Annotated in this window: 17 protein-coding genes; 7 read left to right on the forward strand and 10 right to left on the reverse strand. The window is 74.1% G+C overall.

The annotated features are described in order from the left end of the window. The 4 genes from ACTMSW_RS13990 to ACTMSW_RS14005 all read right to left on the reverse strand — a co-directional run bounded on the left by ACTMSW_RS13990 (position 1) and on the right by ACTMSW_RS14005 (position 4,603). Positions 1–2,049, reverse strand: coding sequence for a glycosyltransferase family 39 protein (locus ACTMSW_RS13990; RefSeq protein ID WP_441181020.1), 2,049 nt, complete (start codon positions 2,047–2,049; stop codon positions 1–3). Positions 2,050–2,094: 45 nt separating this feature from the next. Continuing rightward, positions 2,095–3,531, reverse strand: a complete 1,437-nt coding sequence (locus tag ACTMSW_RS13995) for a HAMP domain-containing sensor histidine kinase (protein ID WP_441181066.1) — start codon at positions 3,529–3,531, stop codon at positions 2,095–2,097. 22 nt (positions 3,532–3,553) lie between these two features. Next, the gene (locus tag ACTMSW_RS14000; protein WP_441181021.1) at positions 3,554–4,309 is read right to left on the reverse strand and encodes a response regulator transcription factor; all 756 of its coding nucleotides are present in this window, start codon (positions 4,307–4,309) and stop codon (positions 3,554–3,556) included. A gap of 72 nt (positions 4,310–4,381) precedes the next feature. Next, entirely contained in the window at positions 4,382–4,603 is a 222-nt protein-coding gene (locus tag ACTMSW_RS14005; RefSeq protein ID WP_441181022.1) for a hypothetical protein, read from the reverse strand. 158 nt (positions 4,604–4,761) lie between these two features. On the opposite strand from ACTMSW_RS14005, the gene ACTMSW_RS14010 reads away from it, so the two are divergent. The 3 genes from ACTMSW_RS14010 (at position 4,762) to ACTMSW_RS14020 (ending at position 7,362) form a co-directional block, all read left to right on the forward strand. Then, a complete protein-coding gene (locus ACTMSW_RS14010) occupies positions 4,762–5,706 on the forward strand; it encodes a serine/threonine-protein kinase (protein WP_441181023.1) in 945 nt (314 codons plus the stop codon). A gap of 87 nt (positions 5,707–5,793) precedes the next feature. Continuing rightward, positions 5,794–6,222, forward strand: a complete 429-nt coding sequence (locus tag ACTMSW_RS14015; protein ID WP_441181024.1) for an OsmC family protein — start codon at positions 5,794–5,796, stop codon at positions 6,220–6,222. 291 nt (positions 6,223–6,513) lie between these two features. Next, positions 6,514–7,362 (forward strand): hypothetical protein, encoded by an 849-nt coding sequence (locus tag ACTMSW_RS14020; RefSeq protein WP_441181025.1) that lies wholly within the window; start codon positions 6,514–6,516, stop codon positions 7,360–7,362. A gap of 9 nt (positions 7,363–7,371) precedes the next feature. On the opposite strand, the gene ACTMSW_RS14025 is transcribed toward ACTMSW_RS14020, so the two are convergent. The 5 genes from ACTMSW_RS14025 to ACTMSW_RS14045 form a co-directional block, all read right to left on the reverse strand. Next, positions 7,372–7,848: an ATPase gene (locus ACTMSW_RS14025; RefSeq protein WP_441181026.1), complete on the reverse strand. Its 477-nt coding sequence runs from the start codon at positions 7,846–7,848 to the stop codon at positions 7,372–7,374. Positions 7,849–7,969: 121 nt separating this feature from the next. Continuing rightward, entirely contained in the window at positions 7,970–8,416 is a 447-nt protein-coding gene (locus tag ACTMSW_RS14030) for a response regulator (protein ID WP_441181027.1), read from the reverse strand. Between the two features lie 67 nt (positions 8,417–8,483). Next, the gene (locus ACTMSW_RS14035; RefSeq protein WP_441181028.1) at positions 8,484–8,828 is read right to left on the reverse strand and encodes an STAS domain-containing protein; all 345 of its coding nucleotides are present in this window, start codon (positions 8,826–8,828) and stop codon (positions 8,484–8,486) included. Positions 8,829–8,913: 85 nt separating this feature from the next. Further along, positions 8,914–9,963 (reverse strand): cobalamin B12-binding domain-containing protein, encoded by a 1,050-nt coding sequence (locus ACTMSW_RS14040; RefSeq protein ID WP_441181029.1) that lies wholly within the window; start codon positions 9,961–9,963, stop codon positions 8,914–8,916. Further along, on the reverse strand, positions 9,960–11,714 hold the full coding sequence (locus ACTMSW_RS14045; protein WP_441181030.1) for a PP2C family protein-serine/threonine phosphatase: 1,755 nt from the start codon (positions 11,712–11,714) through the stop codon (positions 9,960–9,962). The genes ACTMSW_RS14040 and ACTMSW_RS14045 overlap by 4 nt, the downstream gene beginning before the upstream one ends. Before the next feature lie 243 nt (positions 11,715–11,957). Between ACTMSW_RS14045 and ACTMSW_RS14050 the strand changes: the two genes are divergently transcribed. Beyond that, positions 11,958–12,299 carry an STAS domain-containing protein gene (locus ACTMSW_RS14050; RefSeq protein WP_441181031.1) on the forward strand — a complete coding sequence of 114 codons (342 nt, stop codon included), beginning with the start codon at positions 11,958–11,960 and terminating at the stop codon, positions 12,297–12,299. A gap of 102 nt (positions 12,300–12,401) precedes the next feature. Further along, complete coding sequence (locus ACTMSW_RS14055; protein WP_441181032.1) at positions 12,402–12,746, forward strand: STAS domain-containing protein; 345 nt, start codon at positions 12,402–12,404, stop codon at positions 12,744–12,746. A 79-nt stretch (positions 12,747–12,825) separates the two neighbouring features. On the opposite strand, the gene ACTMSW_RS14060 is transcribed toward ACTMSW_RS14055, so the two are convergent. Further along, positions 12,826–13,140: a hypothetical protein gene (locus tag ACTMSW_RS14060; protein ID WP_441181067.1), complete on the reverse strand. Its 315-nt coding sequence runs from the start codon at positions 13,138–13,140 to the stop codon at positions 12,826–12,828. A gap of 210 nt (positions 13,141–13,350) precedes the next feature. Here ACTMSW_RS14060 and ACTMSW_RS14065 point away from each other — a divergent pair, with 210 nt between their 5' ends. Together ACTMSW_RS14065 and ACTMSW_RS14070 are read left to right on the forward strand one after the other, a co-directional pair. After that, entirely contained in the window at positions 13,351–14,331 is a 981-nt protein-coding gene (locus ACTMSW_RS14065) for a DUF2267 domain-containing protein (protein ID WP_441181033.1), read from the forward strand. 75 nt (positions 14,332–14,406) lie between these two features. After that, positions 14,407–15,201, forward strand: coding sequence for a spermidine synthase (locus ACTMSW_RS14070; RefSeq protein ID WP_441181034.1), 795 nt, complete (start codon positions 14,407–14,409; stop codon positions 15,199–15,201). Positions 15,202–15,249: the final 48 nt, after the last annotated feature.

The following is a 15,249-nucleotide window of genomic DNA, read 5'->3' on the forward strand; positions in this document are numbered from 1 at the left end:
TCAGCGACCCTTTCCGCTACTGAGGTCGTAGACGGTCACTCCGTCGACAATCTGGGAGTCGAAGGTGTCGGCCACCCAGGCCGCGATCTCCGACGAGGCGTTGCTGCCGCCGTTGGTGCCGGGAAAGCCACCGCCGCCGACAAACCAGTGGATCTCTCCGTCGGCCACGTACTGCTGGAACCGGGCGAGGGTCGGTGACGGGTCGCTGCCGTTGAACCCGCCGACCGCCATCACCGGGTCGCCGGTGGCCAGCTGGTAGCCGGAGGCGTTGTTCGCGCCGACGGTCGCGGCGATCCAGGTGTGGTCGTCGCTGTCCCGTTCCAGCAGTTCGCGTAGCGCGGCGCTGGGTTCGCGGGCGTCCAGCAGGCCGCCCATCCCGCCGCCGGCCCGGTCCGCGCCGTTCCCGCCGGGGAGGCCGGGCACCTGACCACCGCCCGGGAAGGACGGAAGGTGACCACCACCGGGGAGCGTCGGCGGCTGGCCACCGCCGGGGAAGGACGGGAGCTGGCCACCGCCGGGGAAGCCGCGGCCCGGACCGAAGCCGCCCGCCACCGCCGGCCCGGCGGTCGGGATCGCCCCGGTCTGCGGGGTGGCCACGGTCTGGAGGGAGTACGCCATCGGACCGGCCAGCGCGGCCGCCGCGCCCAGTGCGACGAGCACCGGCCGCACCCGGCGGGGCAGCCGGTGGGCCGGGACGAGCAGCACCGCCGCGCCGAGCCCGGTCATCAGGACGGCCGTACGCAGCCAGGGGTACCAGTCGGGGCTGCGGCCGAGCAGCGTCCACGACCACCAGGCGGTGACGGCGAGCGTCCCGACGAGCACGAGCGTCGCCGCGAGCGACCACCGTCGCGTCCCGTCGGCGCGTACCCGCCACAGCAGCGTGGTGCCGATGCCGACCAGCGCGCCGACGGCCGGGGCCAGGGCCACGGTGTAGTACTCGTGGAAGATCCCGGACATGAAGCTGAAGATGGCGCCGGTCACCAGCAGCCAGCCGCCCCACAGCAGCAGGCCGGCGCGGGTGCGGTCGGTGCGCGCGGCCGGGCCGGCCACCACCACACCGGCGACGAGCAGGATCAGCGCCGCCGGCAGCAGCCAGGAGATCTGGCCGCCGATCCGCTCGTCGAACATCCGCAGTACGCCGGTCCCGCCGCCGAGCAGTGCGGCGCCGCCGGGCGGGCCGACGCTGCCCTCCTCCTCGCCGGTGATCCGGCCGAGGCCGTTGTAGCCGAGGGTCAACTCCAACACGCTGTCGGTCTGCGAACCGCCGATGTAGGGGCGGGCGGCGGACGGCACCAGCTCGACGACCGCCACCCACCAGCCGCCGGCGACCACCAGGGCGAGGCCGGCCAGGAGCAGCTGGCGGAGCCGCCGCCACGGACCGGTCGGCGCGGCGAGCAGGTAGACGCCGGCGAGGACCGGCACCACCAGGAACGCCTGGAGCATCTTGGTGAGGAAGCCGAAGCCGACCAGCGCGCCGGCCAGCACGATCCAGCGGGTGCTCGCCGTCTCCACCGCGCGCACGGTGGCGTACGCGGCGGCGACCAGGAGCAGCACCAGCAGGGCGTCGGGGTTGTTGAACCGGAACATCAGCGTCGCCACCGGGGTGACCGCGAGGACCGTACCGGCGATGAGGCCGGCGGCCGGGCCGTACCAGCGGCGGACGGTGGCGTACAGGACGCCGACGGCGGCGACACCGCAGAGCGCCTGCGGAACGAGTACCGCCCAGCTGTTCAGGCCGAACAGCCGCACCGACAGGCCCGTCAGCCACAGCGAGGCGGGGGTCTTGTCGACGGTGATCGAGTTGGCCGCGTCGAACGAGCCGTAGAAGAACGCCGTCCAGCTCTCGGACCCGGCCTGCACGGCCGCCGCGTAGTAGGAGTTGGCCCACCCGTTGGCGCTGAGGCCCCACACGTACAGCACGGCGGTGGCCACCAGCAGGGTGGCGAGGGCCGGACGGGGCCAGCGGTGCGGCCGACGAGCCGGCTGCGGCGGACTCCCGGGGGCGGAGGCCGGACCGGGCGCGGCGGGCAGGGTCTCTGTTCTGTCCATGCCGGCAAGCCTGGGAGGCCGGACTGGCCCGGCCCCGTGAGCCGGCTATGGGTCAGCTGTGGGATTCGGCAGGCGCACGGTGAACACCGTACGGCCCGGCCCACCGTCCACGGTGACGGTGCCGTGGTGGGCCTCCACCACGGCTGCCACGATGGCCAGGCCGAGGCCGGTGCTGCCCTGGGCACGGGACCGGGAGCTGTCGCCGCGCGCGAAGCGTTCGAAGACCTCCGCCCGCAGCTCGGGCGGGATGCCCGGCCCGTCGTCGGCGACGCGCAGCACGGCGGCGTCGGGCTCGACGTCCAGCGACGCGGTGACGGTGGTGCCGGCGGGGGTGTGCACCCGCGCGTTGGCCAGCAGGTTCGCGAGGACCTGGTGCAGTCGGGCGGGATCGCCGGGCACCCGGACGACCCGCTCGGGCAGGTCGAGCTGCCAGTGGTGCTCCGGGCCGGCGACGTGCGCATCGCTGACCGCGTCCACCAGCAGCGCCGACAGGTCCACCGGCTCGACGGCCAGCGGGCGACCGGAGTCCAGCCGGGCCAGCAGCAGCAGGTCGTCGACGAGGCGGGTCATCCGGGTGCTCTCCGACTCGACGCGGCGCAGCGCGTGAGCCACGTCGGGCGGCACCTGGTCCCGGCCGCGGCGGGACACCTCCGCGTACCCGCGGATGGCCGCGAGGGGGGTGCGCAGCTCGTGACTGGCGTCGGCCACGAACTGGCGTACCCGTGTCTCGCTGGCCTGCCGGGCGGCGAGCGCGGCAGCGACGTGCCCCAGCATGCGGTTGAGCGCGGCGCCGACCTGGCCGACCTCCGTGCGCGGGTCGGTGTCCGCCTCGGGCACGCGGACCGACAGGGCGACCTCGCCCCGGTCCAGGGGCAGCTCGCTGACCCGGCCGGCGGTGGCCGCGACCCGGCGCAGCGGGCGCAGGGTGCGCCGGACGATCAACGCGCCGGCCGTGCCCGCCACGAGCAGGCCGACGCCGGCCAGGCCGGCCTGCGCGGCGACCAGCCACATGACGATCTCCTCGACGTCGGACAGGGGCACCGCGAAGGCCCGCACCGTCCCGTTCGGCCACTGCCGCGCGATCGCCCGGTACTCTCCCCGCGCGCCCAGGTCCACCGTGCGGGGTCCGTCGCCCGGCGCCAACCGGGCCAGCGCCGTCACCTCCCCCAGGGGCACGGGATCGCCGCCGGGCCGGTCGCCGTCCTGCACGAGGGCCTCGGTGACCCGCCCGTCGGCCAGGGTCGCGACCATCGTGCCCGGTTGGAAGCCCGGCGGGATCGTCAGCTCCTCCGCGGGCGGGAAGAACCGCGGGAACGGCCGCCCGTCGCGCGGCCCCGGCTCCGCGGTGAGCTGGGCGTCGACCCGCTCGATGAGGAACTGCCGCAGGGCCACCGTCGTGGTGGCGCCGATCGCCACGCTGACCAGGGCGAGCAGCGCGACCAGGATGACCACCAGACGGGTACGCAGGGACCAGCCGGCCAGCCACCGCCGCAGCCGGCCCCGCTCACTCCGCCGGTTTGAGGACATAGCCCGCGCCGCGCAGCGTGTGGATCATCGGTTTCCGGCCGGCGTCGATCTTCTTGCGCAGGTACGAGATGTACAGCTCGACCACGTTGGCCTGGCCACCGAAGTCGTAGTTCCAGACCCGGTCGAGGATCTGCGCCTTGCTGAGCACCCGTCGGGGGTTGCGCATCAGGTAGCGCAGCAGCTCGAACTCGGTGGCGGTGAGGGTGACGAGCTGCCCGCCGCGGCGCACCTCGTGGCTGTCCTCGTCGAGACTGAGGTCGCCGACGGTGAGCACCGCCTCCTCGCGGGCCGCGACGGCGAAGCCGGAGCGGCGCAGCAGCGCCCGGAGGCGGGCGATCACCTCCTCCAGGCTGAACGGCTTGGTGACGTAGTCGTCGCCACCGACGGTCAGCCCGGCGATCCGTTCCTCCACGGCGTCGCGGGCGGTGAGGAACAGCACCGGGACGGTCGGCGCCGCCTCGCGCAACCGGCGCAGCACCTGGAATCCGTCCAGGTCGGGCAGCATCACGTCGAGCACCACCGCGTCGGGCTGGAACTGCCGGGCCGTGGACAGGGCCGACATGCCGTTGCCGGCGGTGCGGACCTGCCAGCCCTCGTAGCGCAGCGCCATCGACAGCAGGTCGGTCAGGGTCGGTTCGTCGTCGACCACCAGCACCCGGACCGGTTCACCGTCGAGACGCCGCAGGTCGATCCGGGCCGGCGCGCCGTGCTCGTCCGTCACCATGGCCCCCATCGTGGGCAGGACCGCTGTGCTGCGCTTGTGTGCATCCTGTGTACCAGCTGTGCCAGCCGGTGGCGGCCGGCCTCACTCGGTCATGCCGACCGGGTAGGTGTGCACGAACCGCATCGTCCACCCACCGCCGGGGCGGTCGGCGCGCTCGTAGAGGTGGTCGGCCGGGCCCGGGTCACCGCCGTCGGGATGGCGCAGGATCCAGCGGGCCGGGGGGCCGCCGTCCGGCTCGGCCGGCAGCGCCCGCTCCAGGTCGTGCGCCGGACCGCCGACGAAGCGTACGGTCACCTCGCTCATCGTCGACTCCCTCGCGCCGGCTGCCCCTGGCTGGCAAGCTACCCCACGGCGACCAGGCGTACCCTCCGGTTTGCCCTGCTCGGAGGCCGGGTACCGGCATCGGAAGCAACGGGGCCGGACATCCGGCGCAGGCGGGGACGACGAGACAGGAGCGGTCGATGAGAACGCTGGACGGGCGGTACCGGCTCGAACAGCGCATCGGCATCGGCGGCATGTCGGAGGTCTGGCGGGCCCACGACGCGGTGCTGGACCGGCCGGTCGCGGTGAAGCTGATGTCCCCCGGACAGGAGGATCGGGACGCGTCGGTGGAGCGGATCCGCACCGAGGCGCGCTCGGCCGCCCGGCTGGTGCATCCCAACGTGGCCAGCGTGCACGACTTCGGCACCTCGGCGACGCTGCCGGGCCGCGAGCTGCCCTACATCGTGATGGAGCTGGCCGAGGGGGAGACGCTCGCCGCGCACCTGCGCGCAGGGCCGCTGGACTGGCGGATCGCCGTGCGGGTCTGCGCGGAGGTGAGCGCCGCACTGGCGGCTGCGCACGCGCACGGCATCGTGCATCGCGACGTCAAACCAGCGAACGTCATGCTCACCCCGGCCGGCGTGAAGGTGCTCGACTTCGGCATCGCCACCCCGTCGGGCACCCCGGATCCCGCACCGGACGGGGTGGTCGTGGGCACACCGGCGTACCTGGCGCCCGAGCAGTTGGAACGCGCCCCGGCGACCCCGGCCGCGGACATGTACGCCCTCGGCGTCCTGCTCTACTACAGCCTGTCCGGACGGCTGCCGTACCAGGCCGACACCACGACGCAACTGCTCGGTGCCCGACGCCGGCAACCGCCGGAGCCGCTGCCGGAGATCCCCGGCCTGCCGCCGGAGGTGGCGGACCTGTGCGCGACCTGCCTCGCCGACGACCCGGCGCAGCGGCCCACCAGCCTGATGGCCGCGCTGCTGCTCGCCGAGGCGGTGGACGCGCGGGTCTACGTGCCGATGCTCCAGTCGGTGCCGCCCCGGCAGCGGGAGGTGGTCTCGCCGTGGACCGACCGGGCCGCCGCCGAGGCGACCCAGGCCGCGGTCCTGCCGGACTGGTCCACCCGCGCCGGCTGACCGCCGTTCCGTCAGGGAGCACCCCGTCCTGCGGTTTCACGGCCCGGGTGCCGGGTAGCCGGGCCGGTGAGCGACGGGAGGAACTCGATGCCGGATCCAGGTTCGTGGCTACCCGAGACGGCCACCGCGACCGCTGAGGGCGGTCACGTACGCACCGACGACGGCGGTCTGTCCACCGCCCTGGCGTCTCCGCTGGCACCACACTGCACGGGCCTCACGCCCGAGCAACTGCTCGCCGCGGCCTTCGCCTCCTGCCTGCACCACGCCGCGGTGGAGGCGGCCGGTGAGATCACCAACGAGGCCCACACGGTCCAGGTGCGCGCCCAGGCGAAGCTGGGGCGTGACGACGACGGCCGCTACCGGGCGGATGTGCACGCCTCGATCTCCTCCGCGGGGCTCAGCCGACAGCAGTTGGCCGAGCTGGTGGAGCACGCCGACCAGCTGTGGCCCTTCACCAGTGGGGACGCGAGCCGGACCCGGCTGACCGTCACGCCCGCCGAGAACGGTCGGCACTGACGGTTCGCCGCCTGGCCCTCGCGTCTTCGGCCAGCCGTCCCTCCTCCGTACGGTCCAACGTAGATCGACCGTACGGAGGATGCGTCCCGGCACCGCGACCGGCGCGACGCATGATCGACTTAACGACCGTTTGGCATGCGCTTGATCACCTTTTTCCGGAAAGTCGGACAGGAGGAGAAGGCGGCTTTGCTGATTGACCGAGGGTATTAGCACCGGGGATTGCCGCAAATTGTGGCGCATGCCACTAATCGCGCCGATGGCAAAGAGCGCTCCTCTTTCTAGCCTCGGCGGGTGCATCCCGATGACTCCATCGACCAGAAGCTGGCCCAGGATCGACCGGCCGCCCGTCCGGACGACACCGCATCAACCGAACGGACGATCGGCCGGCACCGCCTCCCGGAGCAGCCGCGGCGCGGCGTGTTCGGGTCCCCGCGGATGCGGGTCGCGCTCGCCACCGGGGTCACCTGCTGTCTCGGCGTCGGCGTCTTCGCGGCGACCGGCGTACGCGACCGGGCCGAGGCCGACCGGGAACCGGTGGCCGAGGCGGTCGCGGACCGCGCCGCCACCGACGACCGCGCCTCCCGGTCCCTCGACCGGGCCGCCTCCCCCGCCCCGGCCAGCCCCACGCCGAGCGCCAAGCCCTCCCCCTCGGCCAGCCGGCCGGCGGCGAAGAAGAAGCCGGTCAAGCCCGCCAAGCCGGTGCGCCCGCGACCCGTCGCCGGTCTGACCCAGACCCAGATGGACAACGCCAAGGTGATCGTCGACGTCGGCGTCGGCCTGAAGATGCCCCGCCGGGCGCTGGTCGTCGCGATGGCGACCGCGATGCAGGAGAGCAACCTGTACAACCTGGCCAACGACTGGGTGCCCGAGTCCCTCGACCTGCCCAACCAGGGCAGCGGCGCCGACCACGACTCCGTCGGCCTGTTCCAGCAGCGCCCCAGCAGCGGCTGGGGGACCGTCGCCGAGCTGATGCGCCCGGCGTACGCGGCCCGCGCCTTCTACGTCGCGCTGCGGGAGATCCCCGGCTGGCAGGAGATGAGCATCGCCGGGGCCGCCCAGGCCGTGCAGGTCTCCGCCTTCCCCGACGCGTACGCCCAGCACGAGGACCGGGCGACCACGATCGTCGCCGCGCTCACCTGAGCGGGCCGTTCAACGCCGGCCGGCGTCGCCGCTGGCGGGCACCGCCGCGGCGGCGGTCGGAGTGTCGGCCGGCACCGGCACCCCGCTGAGGATCTCGTCCACCCGCGCCTCGCGCCGGCGACGCGCCTGCAGAGTCTCCTCGAACTCCCGCCGGGCCTGCACCGCCTCGGCGTACACCCGTTCCCGAAGCTGGCGTGCCTCCTCGCGGGCCGCGTCCAGCTCGAAGCGCGCCTGCGCGAGCAGGTCCGCCGCCTCGCGGTCGACGGCGTCGGCGTGCCGCCGGGTCACCGCCGCGTCACCCAGGTCCAACCGGTCCAGGAGACCGCGCAGCGCAAGGGCCTCCCCGCGCACCTCGTCCCACTCCCGGCCGTCCCCGGCGGCGCTCTCCGCCCGCGCCGCCAGCCGCGCCAGCCGGATGCCCAGCTCGTCCAGGCAGGAGTCGACCTGCCGCCGGTCGTAGCCCATCTCCACGACGGAGAACCTCATGCTGTCGCCCCCCAGGCAGCCGATGCTTCCTTCCCCACCTGGATCCTCGGCGCTCACGGCGACAGCCGAGGATGTTCGGAAAAAATGTTCAGCATGCGAGCGGCGCGGGGCCGGTCCGCCCTCAGGAGCGCTTCGGAAGCACCACGACGCGGCCGAAGAACTCGTCGATGCGGCGCACGACGTCGTTGAAGTCGTCCAGGTCGATCGGCTTGGTGACGTACGCGTTGGCCTGGAGGGTGTAGCTGCCCAGGATGTCCGTGTCGGCGTTGGAGGTGGTCAGCACGACGATCGGGATCGTCCGCAGGTCCTCGTCGCTCTTGACCTCACTGAGCACCTGCCGGCCGTCCATCCGCGGCATGTTCAGGTCCAGCAGGATGACGTCGGGACGCCGGGCCTCGGTGTGCCGGCCCTCGCGGCGGAGGAACTCCATCGCCTCCTGGCCGTCGCTGACCACGTCGATGACCTTCTCGACGTCGGAGTCCGCGAGCGCCTCCTCGATCATGAGCACGTCACCGGGGTCGTCGTCCACCACCAGGATGCGTACCGGACTCGGAGTCACTGGAGGCATGGCTACCTGCTTCGTATCGGGGAGGGCGGTGCGTTGCGGTCACCTGCTGGCGGGGAAATCTAGCCCATCAACCGGCGGTCCGCGCCCTGGGGTCAGCGGTGTCGGCATCGTGTCGCAGCACGTCGGCCAGCCCGGTCACCTGGAGCACCCGGTCGACCCGTCCGGTGGCCCCGGTCAGGCGCAGCCAACCCCCCGCAGCCGACGCCCGGTTGTCGCCGCGTACGAAGGCGGCGAGCCCCGTCGAGTCGCAGAAGGTCAGCTCGGCCAGGTCGAGCAGGAGCTCGCGGGTGCCGGCCGCGGTGAGCCGGTCCAGCACGGCGGTCAGCTCCGGGGCGGTGCTCAGGTCCAGCTCGCCCGCGAGTCGCAGGTACGCCCCACCGTCGCGTTCGGCGTACGTGACGGTGAACGACACCCGGACCCCTCCCTCCACCGCAGGCCGAGACGCTTGCAGTGCAGCAAGTATAAGCAGGGGGCGGGGGGACTCCCGGCGGCACGTGTCAGCGCGCGCCCGCGCTCCGCACCGCGGTCACCGACGCCCTGCTCTCCTCCAGGAACCGCGTCGCCCGCGGAAAGTCCCGCAGCTCACGGGCATAGTGCCCGAGGGTGAGCCCCACCGCACCGGCCGGCACCCCCCGGCTCCTGAGGATGGACACCAGCCAGTCGACGAAATCGGCGAAGAGGGTACCGTCGTCGACGTACAGCGCGGCGGCCAGGAAATCGACGATGTACCCCAGGTCGCTGACCGTCGAGTCGATCTGGGTCGGGGTGTAGTCCCGCGCGGACGGCACCCGCTCCCGCAGGTCGGCCAGCGCACCGTCGATCAGCTCGCCGCGCCGCTTGACCAGGCCCGCGTACTCGTCGTCGGCCAGGTGGGTCAGCTTCGCCGGCGGCACCCGCCGCAGGGCCGGCTCGTCGGCCACCAGGTCGGCGGCGGACGGCGCGTCCGGCGCCCACGCCACACCGAGCCGGCGTGCCCACCGTCCGTCCGCCCCGAAACCGCGGCCCCCGACGACCACCGGGACGTCGGAGCGGCGGCACGCCTCGATCATGCGGTGGGCGTGCGGCAGCCGCATCGGCAGCGCGCACGCCAGGGCGACCGCGTGGGCGTCGTGCCGGTGCAGGTACGACACCAGGTGCGCGGCCGGGACGCTCGCCCCGAGGAAGGTCACCTGCCAGCCGCGCAACCGCAGCACCTCGGCCACCAGCCGGGGCGGCAACGCGTGCCACTCGCCGTCCATGCAGGCCACCACGACCCGCCCGCGGGTGGGGCGCACATCGGCGTACGCGGCGACCGCCGCCACGACCCGCTCGCTGATGTGGGTGGCGGCGTGCTCCTGCGCGACGCTCCACTCGTTGCGCGCCCACCGCTCCCCCACCTCGGCCTGCGCGGGCGCGACGAGGTCCAGGAGGACGCGCTCGGCGGGCACCCCGCCCTCCAGCAGACCGGTGGCCACGTCGATCGCGGCGTACTCGTCGGCCTCCTCCAGGCAGTGCAGGTAGCCGGACCAGGCGCCGGCCAGGCCGGCCTCGGTGGTCGGAGCGCTCACGGGCGCGTCTCCCTCGTGTCGGTCGCCGCCGGGTCGGGCACCGCGTGCAGATGCCGCGGTGTACGCCCACCCGGGCCGGTCGCACGCAGCGCCAGCACGGCGATGTCGTCGTGGTCGCCGTGACCCAACCAGTCACAGGTGACCTGCTCGATCCGCTCGGCCAGCGCCGGCGCCGGCATACGGTGGCATCCGCTCACCAGGTTGACCAGCCGCTCGGGGCCGAACTGCTCGTGCCCGCTCCGGCCGCCGCGCGCCTCGGTCACGCCATCGCTGTAGAGCAGGCACGTCTCGCCGGCCTCCAGCCGAACCGTGGCCTCGCCGACGCGCGGATCGGACACCACACCGACCAGCATGCCGCTCAGCGGCACCTGCTCCACCTCGCCGGAGTTCCGCAGTACCAGCGGCGGCAGGTGGCCACCGCCGGCCAGGGCCAGGGTCAGCCCACCGTCGCGGTGCGGCCGGACGGCCCCCAGCACCATGGTGGCGAACCGGCCCCGGTCGTGCGCCTGGGTGGTCTCCAGCAACGCGTCGTTGAGCAGCTTCAACAGCCGCCCCGGGTGCGACTCGATCCGGTGCAGCGCGTGGAGGCACTGCCGCAACTGCCCGGTGAAGACGGCCGCCTCGACACCCTTGCCGGAGACGTCGCCGAGGAAGAACAGCGAGCCGCCGTCGGGCAGCCGGTGCGAGCCGTAGAAGTCCCCGCCGATCCGCAGACCCGCCTGCGCGGGCCGGTACGCCGTCCCCCACTGCACGCCGGTCGCCTCGGCCGGCTCCACCGGCACCAGACTGGCCTGGAGCGTGTCGGCGACCTCGGCCTGGTCGCGGTAGAGCATCGCGGTGGTCAGCGCCGCCCCGGCCCGCGCCCCGAAGGCCCGGACGAGGCCGATGTCGGCGTCGTCGTACCACCGGGTGGCACGCCGGGCCACCAGCAGCACACCGGCCGGAGCGTCCCGGCCGGGCAGCGGCACCACCCGGGCGCACGCCTCGACGGAGGTCAGGCCGGGCAGCCAACCGGCTTCCATGGCCTGCTCCACCAGCCAGTCCACGGCGTGCGGCTCGGAGCCCTGCAGGCCCTCGACGATGGCCGGCGGCAGGTCGGGGGCGTCGAGCACGCCGCTGTCCACAGTGGGTGCCTCGTCCTCGCCCCGCGACGCCCGCCACCAGCGGGACCGCCCGGACCGGGGCGCCAGTACCAGCACCGCCACCTCGGCCAGGGTGGGCACGGCCAGCCGGACCACCGCCGCGGCGGCCCGGTCGGGGTGCAGCGGGTTGCCCAGCTTCTCACCGGCCACGGCCAGGAACGACGAACGCGCCCGCTCGGCGAGCAGCGCGTCGGAGCGGGAGACGATCTCGGTGACGTCCTCGACGTACCAGCAGGAACGGGCCGCTGACAACGGGACTCGACGGGCCCGCAGCCGGCGCCCGTGATGGGTGAAGTCACCGCCGACGCCGAGCCCGCCGACACCCGCCGCCGCCAGCAGCTCACCTGCGACGACCTCGGGAAGCAGCCGCTCGGCGACCGGGCTGAGGTGGCGGACGACGCCGTCGGCGTCGCAGATGACGAGGCCCTCCCGGAAGTGCTCGACGACCTCCGACCAGTCCGGTGCGGCGTGGCCCCGGTCCGGCGCGAGCGCGGGCAGGGCGACGGGGCGACCCGGGGCGTCGGCGGCCCAGGCCGGAGCCCGCGCGGCACCCGGCGTGGAGATCCGTCCGTCGCCCGGGTCCTGACCCCTGACGTCGGCGGTAGTCACCAGCTGAGCCCCACTCCTTATCGACACCCGAACGCGCCCTGACCGGCGCTTGTGGTCAAATCTCTCCGACCCACCCTACGCCGGTCTGCCGGTTCCGCCACCCCACGCCCTCGTGGCCGCCGGGCACGCACCGGGCGGGTCCGCACGGGCGTTGTTACGATCCCCTCGGCCCCTGCGGCCGCCTGCGGAAAGGCGTTGAGAGTGTCATCCCACGGGAGGAAGGCGGAGACGGTGCCGCTGACCATGTCTGTCGATCGATCGGATCCGGGCGCCCCGCTCATCATGGTCGGGGGCGACCTGGCCTACACCACGGCCACCCCGCTGAGGTACGAGGTCGAGCGGGCGCTCGCCGACGCGCCCCGGGTGCTCGTCCTGGACTTCGCCGGACTGGAGTTCATCGACAGCACCGGCCTCGGCGTCATCGTGCACGCCTGGCGCGAAGGGCAGCAGGCCGGCACCGCCATCGAGCTGCGCGCCGTCCCCCGCTTCCTGGAGACGATCCTGGACATGACGGGCGTCATGGGCCTGCTGGAGCGCCCGATGGGCGACGCGCAGGTGGAAACGCACGCGCAACGCCAGGCCTGAACGCCGCCCAGGCCGGTCTGCCGGTACCCCTCGCGGGTCCGGGCCGGGAAAGCCGACTCCCCCGTGTTTTGCCATTCGCCGTCGTGCTGGGAACATGGAGTCATGGCGCACCAGCTGTTGACCATCGAGGTGACCCGGCTCGCCGCCGGGCGTGCCCGGCTGCGGCTGACCGGTGACCTGGACTACGACACCGCGCCGGAGCTCGTCGACGTGGTCGCCGAGCTGCGCCGGGACGGCTGTCACGACCTGGTGATCGACCTCGCGGGGGTCGGGCTCTGCGACTCGTCCGGCCTGAGCGCGTTCGTGGTGGTGCACCGCGCGGGCACCGGCCCGGTACGCCTGGCCGGCGTCAGCCCGCAGCTTCAGCAGCTCCTCGACCGCACCGGTCTCGTCGAGCTGCTGGCCGTCGAGCGCAGCGCGGACGGCGGCCTGCGCGAGGTCGGCTGACCGGACGGGACCCGGATCCAGGCCGGGCGGGGGGTGGCCCCCGACCCTGGGACCAGGGGTCGGGGGCCCGGAGTGTGGTTCAGGGCGCGGTGACCGGTTGCAGTCGTGGTCCGGTCGTCCGCTGCTGTTCGGTCCGGGGCGGCTCGACGTCCTCCGGTGAGCCGGAATCCGGTGTCTGGAAGAGATAGCGGACGAACTCCCCACCCGCCTCGTTGTCGTCCGCGCCCGGCCACTGGCCGATGCAGTCCACGCCGACCACCTCACGACCGGTGCCGTCCGCGTTCTCCAGCAGCGCCCACAGGCTGACCGCGTAACAGCGGGTGTCCTCGGGCGAGAGCCGCCAGCGGGCGTACCAGCCGGGTCGGGCGGGAACGATCTCGACGATCCTCTTCATCACGACCTTTCCTTCCGCGTACCTCGGAAGTTCCCCGGTCCACCGTCATCGTGGGCCGGCGTCGGGTGACCCCCCATCACCCGCCCGGGATGAAGCTTCTTTGCGCCGTCCGCACCCCGCCGGCGACCGGTTCCGGCCCGTTACTTCCCCGGTCCCGGCGGGAAGGCGACCGACGGAAGTACGCACGCCCAGCCGAAGCGAGGTGTCACCATGCGCAAGCAGATGGAGGGCGACAACCAGCGCCGTCGGGCCCTGGCCCGCGAGGCACGGGAACGCGGCCTGCCGCCCAGCAAGACCGGTGCCAGCCTGAGCGCCTCCAAGCAGCTCACCCACCTCGACAAGGGTCGGCGGATGGGCCCGCCCCCGGCCGGTCGACTCCGCAAGCCGGACGCCACCCGTGGCGGTCCCGCGCCGCCGCCCGCCGCCGTGCCGGAGACCACCTGGCCGCGTCCCGGCCCCGCCTCGGACACTCCCGGGGTGACCAGGACGGGTTACCGCGATCTGGTCGACGACGTGGGTCGCCGGGCCGGCGTCGACTTCCGTACGGCGAAGGTCGGTGCGGAGGCCACCGTGCTGGCCCTGGCCTGGGCGCTCGACGAGGGTGAGCGGCGCCGGCTGCTGGAGGCGGTGCCCATGTCCCTGCACGACGTCACACCGGTCGACGGGGTGCGGAGCCACGCCGACCTGCCGGGCTTCCTGGCCGAGGTCGGCCGGCTCAGTGGCCGCAGCCCGGAGCAGGCGCGCTACCAGGCGTCGGCGACACTCGCCGCGCTGGCCGCCCGCGACGGCGACCTGGTCGAGTCGCTGCACGTACCGGACGGGCTGCGGGACCTGCTGGCCCCGCCGGACCCCGGCGGCGGTGTGGTCGGTCCGACGAGCAGCACCCCGCCGTTGCGCGGTGACGAGGTCCACGAGGCGCTGAACGGGTTGCCGTACTGGTCGGGCAACACCGAGGCGCTGACGCGGACCGTCGAACTGCCGCCGGACAACCTGGACCGGGTCCTCGACCGGCTGGACCGGCTCCGGATGGAGACCGGTCGTGGTCCGCGCATCGGGCGGCCCGACGCCACGACCGCTGTGCTGACCGTACGGTCCCGGCAGGCGGGCGCGGTGACCGCCCAGGACGTCGACCTGGCACACGCGATCGACGACGCGATCGAGGAGGCGGGCGCCGGGATGGCGAGCGGCTGACCCGGCACGTCGGCGGGCCGGTGGGTGCACGCCCACCGGCCCGTCGCCGACGCGTGATGGTCTAGCGTGCCCGGCATGGAACGCGGCGACGAACGGCTACGGCTGGTCGCCGACCCGGCCCGCCCGACCGGGCGCCTGCTGCTCGCCGACGGGGTCGAACAGTCCTACGTGGACCTGGCCGATCCCCGGCACCTGCACTTCGAGTACGTCCGGCGGATGGCCGCCGTCGCGGACCTCGTGGCGCCGGCCGGTCGGACCCTGGAGGTCCTGCACCTGGGCGGTGGTGCGTTGACACTCCCCCGCTACCTGGCCGCGACCCGGCCCGGATCGCGCCAACGGGTGGTCGAGCGGGACCCGACGGTCGTCGACCTGGTGGCCCGCGAGCTGCCCGCCCTGCCCGGCGACGTCACAGTCCAGGTCGCCGACGCCCGCGAGGCGGTCACCGCCGCTCCCGCCGGCCGGTACGACCTGGTGCTCGCCGACATCTACCGGGCCGCCCGCATGCCGGCGCACGTCGCCGGCGTCGAGTTCGTGACCGAGGTGGCCCGCATCCTGCGTCCCGACGGCGTGTACCTGGTGAACGTGACCGACCTTCCCCCGCTGGTCTTCGCCCGGGTGCAGGTCGCGACCCTACGGGCCGTCTTCGGCGACGTGTGCCTGGTCGCCGACCGGCGGATGCTGCGCGGCCGGCGGTACGGCAACGTGGTGCTCGCCGCCGCGGCCCGCCCCGGACGGCTGCCGGTGACCCGCCTGACGGCCCGCGCCGCCCGCGACGACGTACCGGGAGGTGTCCTGCACGGCGCGGCCCTGGAGGCGTTCACGGCCGGCGCCCGCCCCGCCACCGACGCCACCCTCACCACCGAACCCTGACCCCGCCCGCCCCGCCCGGCCCCGCCCACGCCGGCGATCTTGCACTTT

The sequence above is a fragment of the Micromonospora sp. BQ11 genome, assembly GCF_052068135.1.
Classification (GTDB): Bacteria; Actinomycetota; Actinomycetes; order Mycobacteriales; family Micromonosporaceae; genus Micromonospora.

Coding starts and splice junctions, on each gene's coding strand:
- ACTMSW_RS13990 (WP_441181020.1), bottom strand. CDS start 2,049: ATGGACAGAACAGAGACCCTGCCCGCCGCGCCCGGTCCGGCCTCCGCC.
- ACTMSW_RS14000 (WP_441181021.1), bottom strand. CDS start 4,309: ATGGGGGCCATGGTGACGGACGAGCACGGCGCGCCGGCCCGGATCGAC.
- ACTMSW_RS14005 (WP_441181022.1), bottom strand. CDS start 4,603: ATGAGCGAGGTGACCGTACGCTTCGTCGGCGGTCCGGCGCACGACCTG.
- ACTMSW_RS14010 (WP_441181023.1), top strand. CDS start 4,762: ATGAGAACGCTGGACGGGCGGTACCGGCTCGAACAGCGCATCGGCATC.
- ACTMSW_RS14015 (WP_441181024.1), top strand. CDS start 5,794: ATGCCGGATCCAGGTTCGTGGCTACCCGAGACGGCCACCGCGACCGCT.
- ACTMSW_RS14025 (WP_441181026.1), bottom strand. CDS start 7,848: ATGAGGTTCTCCGTCGTGGAGATGGGCTACGACCGGCGGCAGGTCGAC.
- ACTMSW_RS14030 (WP_441181027.1), bottom strand. CDS start 8,416: ATGCCTCCAGTGACTCCGAGTCCGGTACGCATCCTGGTGGTGGACGAC.
- ACTMSW_RS14050 (WP_441181031.1), top strand. CDS start 11,958: ATGTCTGTCGATCGATCGGATCCGGGCGCCCCGCTCATCATGGTCGGG.
- ACTMSW_RS14055 (WP_441181032.1), top strand. CDS start 12,402: ATGGCGCACCAGCTGTTGACCATCGAGGTGACCCGGCTCGCCGCCGGG.
- ACTMSW_RS14060 (WP_441181067.1), bottom strand. CDS start 13,140: ATGAAGAGGATCGTCGAGATCGTTCCCGCCCGACCCGGCTGGTACGCC.
- ACTMSW_RS14065 (WP_441181033.1), top strand. CDS start 13,351: ATGCGCAAGCAGATGGAGGGCGACAACCAGCGCCGTCGGGCCCTGGCC.
- ACTMSW_RS14070 (WP_441181034.1), top strand. CDS start 14,407: ATGGAACGCGGCGACGAACGGCTACGGCTGGTCGCCGACCCGGCCCGC.